Genomic DNA, 12,201 nt, shown 5'->3' with positions numbered 1-12,201 from the left:
AATCCTCGATCGGAGCGAAAGATCTGGTCTGACGCGTTCAAACTTAAAAGTCTGACTTTTGAGAGTGAAGGTCGTGGTGTGCCAGCCTGTGGTGAAACTGGGACACGCCCCGGCGTCACGGCGCACGGGCGGCACGGCGCGAGAAGGACATGGCGGACGAACACACCCAACACGGCGACGGCGATGGCGGCGACGGGATCAGAACCTTCCCCTTCCCGGTCGATCTCAGCCTCCTCGGCGTCGGTATGCAGGTCGGCCCCATGGGCACGGGTCGCACCTGGCATGCGCATGCCCCTCTGCACCGCGTGCACCGCATCGACTTCCACGTCGTCATGCTCTTCACCGGCGGACCGGTCCGTCACATGATCGACTTCGCCGAGTACGAGGCGACGGCCGGCGAGCTGCTGTGGATCCGTCCCGGCCAGGTCCACCGCTTCTCACCCGACAGCGAGTACCGCGGAACGGTGCTGACCATGCAGCCCGGCTTCCTGCCCAGCGCCACCGTGGAGGCCACCGGCCTCTACCGCTACGACCTGCCGCCCCTGCTCCGCCCCGACCAGGCCCGGCTCGCCGCGCTGACCGCCTCGCTCGACCAGCTGCGACGCGAGTACGAGGACGCCACGACCCTCCCGCTGAGCCTGCACACCGCGGTGCTGCGCCACACGCTGACCGCGTTCCTGCTGCGCCTGGCCCATCTCGCGGCCAGCTCGGCACAGGAGGCTCGTCAGGGGGCGGGGCAGGCGGACGCGCCGGGGGACACCACCTTCACGCTCTTCCGGAACGCGGTCGAACGGGACTTCGCCACCAACCACAGCGTCAGCGCCTACGCCGACGCGCTCGGTTACTCCCGCCGCACCCTCGTCCGCGCGGTGCGCGCCGCGACCGGCGAGACACCGAAGGGCTTCATCGACAAGCGGGTGGTGCTGGAGGCCAAGCGGCTCCTCGCGCACACCGACATGCCGATCGGCCGGGTCGGGGCGGCGGTCGGTTTCCCGGACGCGGCGAACTTCTCCAAGTTCTTCCAGCAGCACACGGACATGACCCCGGCGGCGTTCCGGGCGGAGCTGCGCTGAGACCCCGCACGACGGAGGGCTCCACGCGCGCGTGGAGCCCTCCGCCCTCTGTGGGGGCCGTGCGGGTCAGTGTCCGAAGCCGAACCAGTTCACGTTGACGAAGTCCGCCGGCTGGCCGCTGGTGAACGTCAGATACACGTCATGGGTGCCGGTGACGGCGCCGATGTTCGCGGGGATCGTGCGCCACGACTGCCAGCCGCCGGTGTTGCCGACCGCGAAGCTGCCGACCGGCGCGCTGCCGCGGCTGTCCAGGCGCACCTCCACCAGGCCGCTGACGCCGGACGCCGCGCCGCTCGCGACCCGGGCGGTGAACTGCGTCGCGGGGTTCGAGCCGAAGTTCACGCCCTTGTACTGGACCCAGTCACCGTTCGCGAGCGCGCCGAGGTTCTGCCCGCCGCCCGAGTCGGAGGTGGCCTCCGTCATGGTGCCGGACTGCGCGTCGTAGGACTCGGCCTGGATGGTGCCGTACGCGTCCCGGCCGCCGGCCGGGGGAGGCGTGGTGCCGCCCCCACCGGACGACAGCACCTGGACGTAGTCCACCAGCATCGGGTGACCGGGCTGCGTGCCGCCGTCGGGGCCGCCGCCGAAGGCGTTCGGGAAGCCGCCGCCCATGGCCACGTTGAGGATGACGTAGTAGCCGTGGTTCGTGGCGTTCGCCCAGGTCGTCGCGTCGACCTGGTTCTGGCGCACCGTGTGGTACGTGGTCCCGTCGACGGAGAACCGGATCTCCTCCACACTGGCCGAACGGTCCCACTCCACCCGGTACGTGTGGAAGCCGGCCTGGCAAGTGGTTCCGGGGCACGGCGTGTTGCCGCCGATGCCGCTGGTCTCGTTGCACGGGCCGCCGGGCGAGGTGCCGCAGTGCAGGGTGGCCCACACGGTGTTGAGGCCCTGGGTGTTCTCCATGATGTCGATCTCGCCGACGCCGGGCCAGTTCCAGTAATTGCCGCGGTAGGGGGCGCCGAGCATCCAGAACGCCGGCCAGTAGCCCTTGGCCGCGGCCCCCGTGACGTTCGGGACCTGGATGCGGGCCTCCACGCGCAGCTTGCCGCCGGCCGGGGGCTGGAAGTCGGTGCGCCTCGTCTCGATGCGGCCCGACGTCCAGTTGCCGGCGCCGTCGCGCCGCGGGGTGATGCGCAGGTTGCCGTTGCCGTCCAGGGAGACGTTGTCCGTGCCGGCCGTCATCGTCTCGATCTCGCCGGTGCCCCAGTTGGCGGGGCCGCCGGGATACGAAGTTCCGGTCGCGTACTGCCAGTTCGCGGTGTTCACGCCGGAGCCGGCGGCGCCGTCGAAGTCGTCGGCGAAGACCTGCGTCCAGCCGGACGGGGGCGGGGGAGCGGAGGCGTTCGCGGACGGGCCGGTGACGGCCGTGGCGGCCGCCGCCAGGCCGAGCGTGCCGACGACGGCCACCAGGGCCCGGCGCAGCGGTCTTGGCCGTCGGGGCGGGTTGCCGGAGGTCTCTCTCATGTGGGGGTCGCCTCTCGGGTGCGGGAGCTCGGGTTCTGAGAGCGCTCTCAGAGTCCGGCCAATGTGCTCCCGGCCATGGCTGCCGTCAAGTGGTGAAACCGAGAAACTCCTTTGCGGGCAAGGGAGTTCAGTACGTGAAGGGGGTCAACGGTGGCGAATCGGTTCCCGCGAGGCAGGCCGACCGAGCAGCGCGCCGTGGTCGCCGGAACCAGCAGTATCCGTACGACCGTCGCGTCGAGCGGTCCCGCCAGGGCGAGACCGAGACCGATCTGCGGAGGGGGGAGCAACCGCCCGTCATGAAGGCGCCGAACACCACCGCGAGCAGCAGCCGCGCAGCTCACCACGCCCCCCGAGCCACGGCGGGGGGACGGCGAGCGGGGACGGGGCGGGCACGGCGGCCTCTCGGGGCAAGGGCCGTTCCCGTATCACGCGGCCGACAGGCGCACCGTCCTCACCGGTGGGAGGGAGATCCGGCAGCAGGACGCCACCCCAGTGCCCGTGAGATTCCGCGCGCCGCCAGCCGGACCGCCGGGACCAGCACGGGGACCGCCGCGTCGGCATGCGGGACGACGACCGAGACGGCGGCGGTCACCGTCCCGTCCGGCCCGCGCACCGGGGCGGCCACCGACAGCGCGTCGTCGGTGACCTGGCGGTCGCTCACCGCCGCGCCGGTGCGCCGCACCTCGGCCAGCACGCGACGCAGCCGCACCGGATCGGTGATCGTGTGCGGGGTGAAGGAGGCGAGCGGCCCCGCGCGGTAGGCCTCCTGGAACTCCGGTTCGCCGTGGGCGAGCAGCGCGAGTCCCACCCCGGTGGCGTGCAGCGGCCAGCGCGCCCCTACGCGGATGTGCACGCCGACCGCCGAACGGCCCGACAGCCACTCGACGTAGACGACCTCGCCGCCGTCGCGGACCGCCAACTGCACGTTCTCGTGCGTGGCCTCGTACAGGTCCTCCAGGTACGGCAGGGCGAGCTGCCGGAGCGCGAGGCCGCGCGGGGCGAGCGCGGCGACCTCCCACAGGCGCAGGCCGACGTGGTAGAGGCCGGCGTCGTCCCGTTCCAGCGCGCCCCACGCGGTCAGCGCGCCGACGAGACGGTGCGCGGTGGTGAGGCTGAGGCCGGCACGGCGACTGATGTCCGTCAGGCACAGGGCCGGGTGTTCGTGGTCGAACGCGGCGAGGACGGACAGCAGGCGGTCGGGCGCGGAGCGGGTGGGCACGGCTGGCGTCCTTCCGGTGGCCGGGCGGGGTCGTCGGGCAGGTTACGGGGCGGGGCGGGTGTGGGGGAGAGCGTCGGCCAGTCGCACCGCCATGCCGCCGCAACTGCGGGCAGGCGTGCCTCCCTCAGTGCCTGAACGGCCTGGGAGGTGCAGGTGCCCCCAGGGACGGCTCGGACGGGCGCTGGGGGTAACCCCTCCAGGGGCACCCCGGCAGCGCCGGGCCACCCGCCCCCGCGTCGGGGCACCCCACACGCCCTGGCCCGCGGCACGGCGCGGGCATGCCATGATCGGCCCCAGGCGGTAGGGCCGTGAGGAAGGGGTGCCGGCGTGAGGCTGACGATTCTGGGCGGCGGCGGGTTCCGCGTGCCGCTCGTGTACGGGGCGCTCCTCGCGGACCGCGCCGAGGGACGCGTGACCCACGTCGTCCTGCACGACCTGGACGCCGACCGGCTCTCGGCGGTGACCCGGGTGCTGGCCGAGCAGGCCGCCGGGGTGCCGGACGCCCCCGAGGTGACCGCCACGACCGACCTGGACGAGGCGCTGCGCGGCGCCGGCTTCGTGTTCTCCGCGATCCGCGTCGGCGGCCTCCAGGGCCGCGCGGACGACGAACGGGTCGCGCTCGCCGAGGACGTCCTCGGCCAGGAGACGGTCGGCGCGGGTGGCATCGCCTACGGGCTGCGCACCGTCCCGGTCGCCGTCGACATCGCCCGCCGCGTGGCCCGACTGGCGCCCGACGCCTGGGTCATCAACTTCACCAACCCGGCCGGCCTGGTCACCGAGGCCATGTCCCGGCACCTCGGCGACCGCGTCATCGGCATCTGCGACTCCCCCGTCGGTCTCGGCCGCCGCATCGCCCGCGTGCTCGGCGCCGACCCGAAGGAGGCCTGGATCGACTACGTCGGCCTCAACCACCTCGGCTGGGTCCGCGGCCTGCGCGTCGCCGGCCGCGACCAGCTCCCGCGCCTGCTCGCCGACCCCGCCCTGCTCGGCTCCTTCGAGGAGGGCCGGCTCTTCGGCACCGACTGGCTCCGCTCACTGGGCGCGATCCCCAACGAGTACCTGCACTACTACTACTTCAACCGGGAAGCCGTACGCGCCTACCAGGAGGCGGAACGGACCCGCGGCGCGTTCCTGCGCGACCAGCAGGCCCGCTTCTACGAGGAGATGCGCCACCCCGGCACCCCCGCCCTCGCCGCCTGGGACCGCACCCGCGCCGAACGCGAGGCCACCTACATGGCCGAGAACCGGGAAGCGGCCGGCGCCGGGGAGCGCGAGGCCGACGACCTGTCCGGCGGCTACGAGAAGGTGGCCCTGGCACTGATGCGGGCCGTCGCCCGCAACGAACGCACGGTCCTGATCCTCAACGTCCGCAACCGCGGCACCCTGTCGGTCCTCGACTCCGAGGCCGTGATCGAGGTCCCGTGCGTGGTCGACGCGAGCGGCGCGCACCCGGTGGCCGTCGACCCGTTGCCCGGGCACGCCACCGGGCTGGTCTGCGCGGTCAAGGCCGTCGAGCGGGAGGTGCTGGAGGCGGCCACCACCGGCTCGCGCGCCACGGCCGTCAAGGCCTTCGCCCTGCACCCGCTCGTCGACTCGGTGAACGTCGCGCGCCGCCTCGTCGACGGCTACACCAGCGTCCACCCCGGGCTCGCCTATCTCAACCAGGGGGTGTCGTTCGGCTCTTGACGGGCTCGCGGGGCCCGGCACGCGCATCCGCGGCGCTGTCGTCGGTTGCCGGGGCTCCGCCCTGTCGCCCTCCTCCGCCTTGCGGCTGCACGCACCAGACCCCGCTCGGGTCGGTCGCCGGACACCGTTGCCTGGAGTCGGCCCGATCCGGACGACACCCCCTGGCCCGCGGCCACCGGCCGACCGCCACCCTCGACTGGCACCCCTGGCTCCGGGCCGACACCATGGTCCACGGACACCTCCGAGTCCGCGGGCCACCCGGCACGACCGCGCCGTGTCCGGCCGACGCCGCAGAGGAAGGAACGAGCCCGGTGATCGAGGAGCTGATGCCCGACACGGTCGTCACCGTCGAGGCCCACGACCTGGACGACGCCGGGCACTCGCCCCTCCACCCCGAGGAGGAGCCGCTCGTCGCGCGGGCGGTCGACAAACGGCGCCGGGAGTTCACCGTCGTCCGGTCCTGCGCCCGCCGGGCCATGCGGAAGCTCGGCGTGCCGCCGCAGCCCGTCCTGCCCGGGGACCGCGGCGCACCGCGCTGGCCGGACGGTCTGACGGGCAGCATGACCCACTGCGACGGCTACTGCGCCGCCGCCCTGGCCCGCGCCACCGACCTGGCGTCCCTCGGCATCGACGCCGAACCCGACGGGCCGCTGCTCGACGGTGTCCTGCCCGCCGTGTCCCTGCCGGGCGAGGTCGAGCGGCTGCGCCGGCTGGCCGGGGAACGTCCCGGCATACACTGGGAGCGGCTGCTGTTCAGCGCCAAGGAGTCCGTGTACAAGGCGTGGTTCCCCCTGACCGGGCAGTGGCTCGACTTCACGGAGGCCGACATAGAGATATCCGTCGACCCCGACGACGGCCGCCGCGGCGGGCTGTACGCCGCGCTCCTGGTGCCGGGGCCGTGGGTGGGCGGCCGTCGGCTGACCCACTTCGAGGGCCGCTGGACGGCCCGCCACGGCCTGGTCGCCACGACGATCACGGTCCCGCACACCTGACCCCACCCCCCTTCGGGCCCGACATGGTCCGTCCCCCGAGTCACGGGTTCGGCGGGCACCAGCTCCCCAGCAGCCGGAAGAAGGCGTCCTCGTTCCCCGCCAGGCCCGCGGCCTCGAGCGCCCGCTCCGCCTCGGCGAGCACGGAGGGCGGGACGACGGGCGGCCCGGCCGCCGTGTCGAAGCCGGCCCGGACGGTGTGCAGGAGGCGCAGGTAGGCCTGAACGGCGGTGCGCTCGCGGTCGGTCAGCACGGCGGTGGTCATCGGTCGGCTCTCCCCACAACGACGTCGGCGGTCACGCGCCCCCGCACCGCGGTGGCACTCCCACCAGCTTGCCGCCCACCACTGACAATTCCCCCGAGCCGCGCCCCGCATCCCCGGGGGCTCGCGGCCGGCCGGGGTCATCACTCGGGCCGCTTGACGCTTTCCAGGAGCATGTCCAGCCACTCGGCGACCTTGTCGCGGTGCTGGTCGGTGGGCAGTTGGGCGGCGCGCCAGGCGATTCCCCGCACGCCGTGGTCCTGCAGCAGCCGCTCCAGCGGATCGTCGGCGGCGCCCGCAGCCGCCCGCTCGCGGTCGGCGAGTTGCTGCAGCAACTCCTGCTCGGTGTGCTGCAGGGCACCCGCGAGCGCCTCGGGGTCCTCGGCGGTGAGGAAACCGGCGTGCACGCGGAAGAAGCGCTGGATGGCGTCGCAGTGTTCCATCGTGGGCCGCCGGTCGCCGTTGATGAGGGCGCCCGCCTGCTGCCGGGACATGCCGGCGCCGTCGGCGATCTCCTGCTGGGTGTACTTGCGGCCGTTGGGCTTGAGGCGGGTGCGGCGCAGCAGGTCCAGCCGCTGCACGAACCGCGCCTGCACATCGGGCTCGCCCGCGGGCCGGCCGCTCAGCAGGGCCCCCACCACGGGTTCGGGGACGCCGGAGGCGACGGAGAGGGCGCCGACGTCGAAGACCTCGGCGTGTGCCACGCCGAGCCGGTCCGCGAGTGCGGTGACGCGGGCGACCACCGCCGGCAGCGCGGCCGTCGGCTTGGCACCCGGACCCTCGAAGCCACCGGTCACCGACAGATCTCCTACGTCTCTCACAGCCCTCACAGGCTTCTCACAAGCGGTAGCCGTGAACTTCCCGGAGAGTAGCCTGCCGCTCGAACTCACATCCAGGTCTCGCCACAACTGTGGCCTATTTCAGCCGTCAACAGGCACGAAATGCCACGATAGTTGACACGCCTCGCGTCGGGGCACCAGGATCGGGACGCCGCGAGAAGGCCGCATAGGCAAGAGGGGTGACCTCCCGATGGCATTTCAGGCAGGAGGGCAGCGGCCGGCACCGCGGCCCGTCCCCGCGACCCCCGACGCCCAGGCGTATCTCCAGGACTACGGCACCCTCCTGGAGGCCGTCCCCTTTCCCTCCCTCGTCGTCGACCACCGCTGGGACGTGGTCCTCGCCAACGGCGCCTTCCGGACACTCTTCCGGGGCGCGGGACCGCACCCGACGGCCATGCCGGCCGACAACTTCCTCAGGTTCGTCCTCTTCCACCCGGACGCGTCCGCGGTGCTCGCGGACCACGAGGCGAGCTGGTGCCTGCCCATGCTGGCGCAGTTCGCCGCCGCCATGGAGACGTACGGACACGACGCCGGGCTGCAGGCCGTCCGCCGGGACATCGCCCAGGACCCGATCATGGAGGCCGCCTACCGGCAGGGCCTGCCGCACTGGGTCCGCGCCGTCGGCGTGGAGGCCGTCGAGCACGACGGCGCCGTACGGCCGCTGCACCACCCCGACCCGCGCTGGGGTGCCACCGACTGCCGCGTCGTCGTCGAGACGCCCAGGTCGCTGGAGGAACTCGGCTACACCCGGCTGACGTTGGTCCTGCGCGAGACGCGCCGCACCTCGCAGCGGCCCGGCCGGGCCCGGCCCGCCACCCACCTGAGGGTCGTCTCCGCGACGGACTGAGCGCGTCCGCGCAAGGCCGGGCGCTTCCCCGAAGAGATTTTGCGGCACCGTTCCCGCAGCATGTGATGTGTGACATAGTACTGGCGTGATCGAGTCGCCGACCTGCGATGTCGTAGTGGTCGGGGCCGGAATGGTGGGTGCCGCCTGTGCGTGGTACGCCGCCCGCGCCGGGCTCGACGTGACGGTGGTGGACCGCGGCCCGGTGGCCGGCGGCACCACGGGAGCGGGGGAGGGCAACCTCCTCGTCTCCGACAAGGAACCCGGCCCGGAGCTGGAACTGGCCCTGCTCTCCGGCCGTTTGTGGAGCGGACTGGCCGAGGACCTGGGCCGGGCGGTCGAGTACGAGCCCAAGGGCGGTGTCGTCGTCGCCGGCACCACCGGGGCCCTGTCCGGCCTGGAGGCCTTCGCCGCGGGCCAGCGGGCGGCCGGCGTGGAGGCGGTGAGCGTCCCCGCGGACCGGCTGCACGACCTCGAGCCCCACCTCGCCCCCGGCCTCGCGGGCGCCGTGCACTATCCGCAGGACGCCCAGGTCATGCCCGCCCTGGCCGCGGCACACATGCTGCGGGCGTCGGGGGCCCGGCTGCTCACCGGCCGCACGGTGACCGGCGTGCTGCGGGGCCCGGACGGCGCCGTGCGCGGAGTGCGCACCGACCGGGGCGACCTGCACGCCCCGGCGGTCGTCAACGCGGCCGGTCCCTGGGGCGGCGAGGTGGCGGCCCTGGCCGGGGTGCGGCTGCCGGTCCTGCCCCGGCGGGGCTACGTCCTGGTCACCGAGCCGCTGCCGCGCCGGGTGCGGCACAAGGTGTACGCCGCGGACTACGTCGCCGACGTCGCCAGCGACTCGGCGGACCTGCAGACCTCTCCGGTGGTGGAGGGCACCGCCGCGGGCCCGGTCCTCATCGGCGCCAGCCGCGAACGGGTCGGCTTCGACCGGTCGGTGTCCCTTCCCGCGCTGCGGGCGCTGGCGGCCGGCGCGACCCGCCTGTTCCCGTTCCTCGCCGGGGTGCGGGCCATGCGGACGTACGCCGGTTTCCGGCCGTATCTGCCCGACCACCTGCCCGCGATCGGTCCCGACCCCAGGGTGCCCGGTCTGCTGCACGCCTGCGGGCACGAGGGCGCGGGCATCGGCCTGTCCACCGGCACCGGACACCTCATCGCCCAGGCCCTGTGCGGCGAGCGGCCCGCCCTCGACCTCACCCCCTTCCGCCCCGACCGCTTCGCCGAGGAGGCCGCGTGAACCTTCGCCGAGAAGGGCGCCCGAGTCCGCTCCGCCTGGTCCGCGCCCGGCCCCGCCCCGCCCGCACGGTCACCTTCGACGGCCGGGAGATCGAGGCGCTGCCCGGCCGGACGGTCGCCGCGGTGCTCTGGGCGGCCGGCATCACCTCCTGGCGCACCACCCGGGGCACCGGCCGCCCCCGCGGGGTGTTCTGCGGGATCGGCGCGTGCTTCGACTGCCTGGTCACGGTCAACGGCCGTCCCAACCAGCGGGCCTGCCTGGTGCCCGCCCGGCCGGGCGACGTGATCCGCACCCAGGAGGGGACCGGGCATGAGGACTGAACTCGCGGTGATCGGCGCCGGACCCGCCGGGCTCGCGGCGGCACTGGCGGCGGCCGCGAGGGGCGTGCACGTCACGGTGGTGGACGGGGCGGCGGGGCCGGGCGGGCAGTACTACCGGCAGCCCGCCCCCGGCCTGGGCGCCCGGCGCCCCCGGTCCCTCCACCACGGGTGGCGCACCTGGGAGCGGCTGCGGGACGGGCTCGCCGCGAGTGACGTACGCGTCCTGACGGAACACCAGGTGTGGTTCGTCGAGCAGCACTCCGGCGTCTTCACCGTGCACGCGCTGCGCGGGCCCGGCGAGGACGATCCGGTCGCCGTGCACGCCGACGCCGTACTGCTCGCCACCGGCGGCTACGAGTACGTCCTGCCCTTCCCCGGCTGGACCCTGCCCGGCGTCCTCACGGCCGGCGGCACCCAGGCCATGCTCAAGGGCGGCCTGGTGGTGCCGGGCCGGACCGCCGTCGTCGCCGGCACCGGGCCGCTGCTGCTGCCCGTGGCGACCGGGCTCGCGGCGGCCGGCGTGCGGGTGGCGGCGCTCGTCGAGTCGGCCGGCCCGGCGCACGCCGCCCGCCACGCCCGAGCCCTGGCCGGCAAGCTCCCCGAGGGCGCCGGGTACGCGGCCCGCCTGCTGCGCCACCGCGTCCGCACCCTCACCCGGCACACCGTCGTCCGCGCCCACGGCGACGACCGGCTGACCGGCGTCACCGTCGCCGCCCTCGACGCCGACGGTCACACCCGGCCCGGCACCGAGCGGTACCTTCCCTGCGACACCCTGGCCGTCGGCCACGGCATGCTCCCGCACACCGACCTCGCCGACGGCCTCGGCTGCCGCGTCGACGGCACGACGGTGGCCGTCGACACCGAGCAGCGCACCAGTGTGCCGGGGGTGTGGGCGGCCGGTGAGGCCACCGGCATCGGCGGCGCGGGTCTCGCGCTCGCCGAGGGGCACATCGCCGGACGCTCGATCGCCGCCCGGCTGCGGGGCACCGCACCCGACCCGTCGGGATGGGCGCCGGCCGCCAGGACGCGCGAGACGCTGCGGACGTCCGCCGCCGCCCTCGCCGCCGCCTTCGCCCCGCCCGCGCACTGGACCGACCGCGTCAACGACGACACCGTCGTCTGCCGCTGCGAGGAGGTCACGGCCGGCGCCGTCCGCGAGGCCGTCGGCGGACTCGGCGCGGGCGACGTCCGCACCGTGAAACTGCTGACCCGGGCCGGGATGGGCTGGTGCCAGGGGCGGATGTGCGCCCCCGCCGTCGCCGGCCTCACCGGATGCGGACCTGTCCCGTCCCGGCGGCCGTTCGCCCGCCCCGTACCCCTCGGCGTCCTCGCCCGGCACCAGCCGAAACCCCCGGAAGGACACGCATGACCGACCACCGTCCCTGGCGCGGCATCCTCGTCGCCACCGCGCTCCCGCTGACCGACGACCTCCGCGTGGACTACGACGCCTACGCCGAGCACTGCTCCTGGCTGGTGGCGAACGGCTGCGACGGCGTCGTCCCCAACGGATCGCTCGGCGAGTACCAGGTGCTCACCCCCGAGGAGCGGGCCCGGGTCGTCGAGACCGCCGTCGCCGCGATCGGCGGGGAACGGGTGATGCCGGGCGTCGCCGCCTACGGGTCCGCCGAGGCCCGCCGCTGGGCCGAGCAGGCCGGGGAGGCCGGCTGCGGCGCGGTCATGCTCCTGCCGCCCAACGCCTACCGCGCCGACGAGCGTTCCGTCCTCGCCCACTACGCCGAGGTCGCGCGGGCCGGCCTGCCCGTCGTCGCCTACAACAACCCCATCGACACCAAGGTCGACCTGGTGCCCGAGCTGCTCGCCCGGCTGCACGGCGAGGGACACATCCGGGGCGTCAAGGAGTTCTCCGGCGACGTCCGCCGCGCCTACCGCATCGCCGAACTCGCCCCCGAACTCGACCTGCTGATCGGCGCCGACGACGTCCTGCTGGAGCTGGCGGTGGCGGGTGCGAAGGGCTGGGTCGCCGGATACCCCAACGCCCTGCCCGCCTCCTGCGCCGAGCTGTACCGGGCCGCGACGGCCGGCGACCTGGCCACCGCGCAGCGGCTGTACCGGCAGCTGCACCCATTGCTGCGCTGGGACTCGCGGGTCGAGTTCGTCCAGGCCATCAAGCTGTCCATGGATCTGGCGGGCCGCCACGGCGGCGTCTGCCGCCCGCCCCGCGTCCCGCTGCTGCCCGAGCAGGAGGCCGCCGTCCGCGCCGCCACCGAGAAGGCCCTCGCGGCCGGACTGGCCTAGGGGGCG

The 12,201-nt window shown here is 74.5% G+C and carries 12 protein-coding genes; 8 read left to right on the top strand and 4 right to left on the bottom strand.

Annotated features, from left to right (window positions below; translation table 11 throughout):
- Positions 1–149: 149 nt before the first annotated feature.
- Positions 150–1,073 (top strand): helix-turn-helix transcriptional regulator, encoded by a 924-nt coding sequence (locus ACIRG6_RS14500; protein ID WP_403322742.1) that lies wholly within the window; start codon positions 150–152, stop codon positions 1,071–1,073.
- 66 nt (positions 1,074–1,139) lie between these two features.
- Here ACIRG6_RS14500 and ACIRG6_RS14495 read toward each other — a convergent pair whose 3' ends face one another.
- Together ACIRG6_RS14495 and ACIRG6_RS14490 are read right to left on the bottom strand one after the other, a co-directional pair.
- Positions 1,140–2,540: a glycoside hydrolase family 16 protein gene (locus ACIRG6_RS14495; RefSeq protein WP_364677145.1), complete on the bottom strand. Its 1,401-nt coding sequence runs from the start codon at positions 2,538–2,540 to the stop codon at positions 1,140–1,142.
- A gap of 451 nt (positions 2,541–2,991) precedes the next feature.
- Positions 2,992–3,759 (bottom strand): IclR family transcriptional regulator, encoded by a 768-nt coding sequence (locus ACIRG6_RS14490; protein ID WP_364677147.1) that lies wholly within the window; start codon positions 3,757–3,759, stop codon positions 2,992–2,994.
- Positions 3,760–4,086: 327 nt separating this feature from the next.
- On the opposite strand from ACIRG6_RS14490, the gene ACIRG6_RS14485 reads away from it, so the two are divergent.
- Entirely contained in the window at positions 4,087–5,445 is a 1,359-nt protein-coding gene (locus ACIRG6_RS14485; RefSeq protein ID WP_403322739.1) for a 6-phospho-beta-glucosidase, read from the top strand.
- A gap of 311 nt (positions 5,446–5,756) precedes the next feature.
- Positions 5,757–6,437, top strand: coding sequence for a 4'-phosphopantetheinyl transferase family protein (locus ACIRG6_RS14480; protein ID WP_403322737.1), 681 nt, complete (start codon positions 5,757–5,759; stop codon positions 6,435–6,437).
- A gap of 40 nt (positions 6,438–6,477) precedes the next feature.
- Here the strand turns inward: ACIRG6_RS14480 and ACIRG6_RS14475 are convergent, their stop codons facing one another.
- Positions 6,478–6,699, bottom strand: coding sequence for a hypothetical protein (locus ACIRG6_RS14475; protein WP_318215327.1), 222 nt, complete (start codon positions 6,697–6,699; stop codon positions 6,478–6,480).
- Between the two features lie 140 nt (positions 6,700–6,839).
- A complete protein-coding gene (locus ACIRG6_RS14470; protein WP_239764527.1) occupies positions 6,840–7,493 on the bottom strand; it encodes a helix-turn-helix domain-containing protein in 654 nt (217 codons plus the stop codon).
- Between the two features lie 232 nt (positions 7,494–7,725).
- Between ACIRG6_RS14470 and ACIRG6_RS14465 the strand changes: the two genes are divergently transcribed.
- From ACIRG6_RS14465 to ACIRG6_RS14445, 5 genes are all read left to right on the top strand, one after another.
- Entirely contained in the window at positions 7,726–8,382 is a 657-nt protein-coding gene (locus tag ACIRG6_RS14465) for an MmyB family transcriptional regulator (RefSeq protein ID WP_350715141.1), read from the top strand.
- Between the two features lie 85 nt (positions 8,383–8,467).
- A complete protein-coding gene (locus ACIRG6_RS14460; protein ID WP_364821806.1) occupies positions 8,468–9,619 on the top strand; it encodes an NAD(P)/FAD-dependent oxidoreductase in 1,152 nt (383 codons plus the stop codon).
- Complete coding sequence (locus ACIRG6_RS14455) at positions 9,616–9,939, top strand: (2Fe-2S)-binding protein (protein ID WP_350715145.1); 324 nt, start codon at positions 9,616–9,618, stop codon at positions 9,937–9,939. The genes ACIRG6_RS14460 and ACIRG6_RS14455 overlap by 4 nt, the downstream gene beginning before the upstream one ends.
- Positions 9,929–11,308 (top strand): FAD-dependent oxidoreductase, encoded by a 1,380-nt coding sequence (locus ACIRG6_RS14450; protein ID WP_403322732.1) that lies wholly within the window; start codon positions 9,929–9,931, stop codon positions 11,306–11,308. The genes ACIRG6_RS14455 and ACIRG6_RS14450 overlap by 11 nt, the downstream gene beginning before the upstream one ends.
- Entirely contained in the window at positions 11,305–12,195 is an 891-nt protein-coding gene (locus tag ACIRG6_RS14445) for a dihydrodipicolinate synthase family protein (protein WP_364677159.1), read from the top strand. The genes ACIRG6_RS14450 and ACIRG6_RS14445 overlap by 4 nt, the downstream gene beginning before the upstream one ends.
- The last annotated feature ends 6 nt before the right edge of the window (positions 12,196–12,201 follow it).

Origin of the sequence: Streptomyces flaveolus (assembly GCF_044765825.1) — a bacterium.
Taxonomy (GTDB): Bacteria; Actinomycetota; Actinomycetes; order Streptomycetales; family Streptomycetaceae; genus Streptomyces; species Streptomyces flaveolus.
The sequence above is the reverse complement of the archived record's forward strand: the minus strand, read 5'-3'. Positions and strand labels throughout refer to the sequence as shown.

What these genes read in the sequence shown, in the direction of transcription:
- ACIRG6_RS14475 (WP_318215327.1), bottom strand. Translation starts at nt 6,699, where the DNA reads ATGACCACCGCCGTGCTGACCGACCGCGAGCGCACCGCCGTTCAGGCC.
- ACIRG6_RS14450 (WP_403322732.1), top strand. Translation starts at nt 9,929, where the DNA reads ATGAGGACTGAACTCGCGGTGATCGGCGCCGGACCCGCCGGGCTCGCG.
- ACIRG6_RS14445 (WP_364677159.1), top strand. Translation starts at nt 11,305, where the DNA reads ATGACCGACCACCGTCCCTGGCGCGGCATCCTCGTCGCCACCGCGCTC.
- ACIRG6_RS14465 (WP_350715141.1), top strand. Translation starts at nt 7,726, where the DNA reads ATGGCATTTCAGGCAGGAGGGCAGCGGCCGGCACCGCGGCCCGTCCCC.
- ACIRG6_RS14500 (WP_403322742.1), top strand. Translation starts at nt 150, where the DNA reads ATGGCGGACGAACACACCCAACACGGCGACGGCGATGGCGGCGACGGG.
- ACIRG6_RS14495 (WP_364677145.1), bottom strand. Translation starts at nt 2,540, where the DNA reads ATGAGAGAGACCTCCGGCAACCCGCCCCGACGGCCAAGACCGCTGCGC.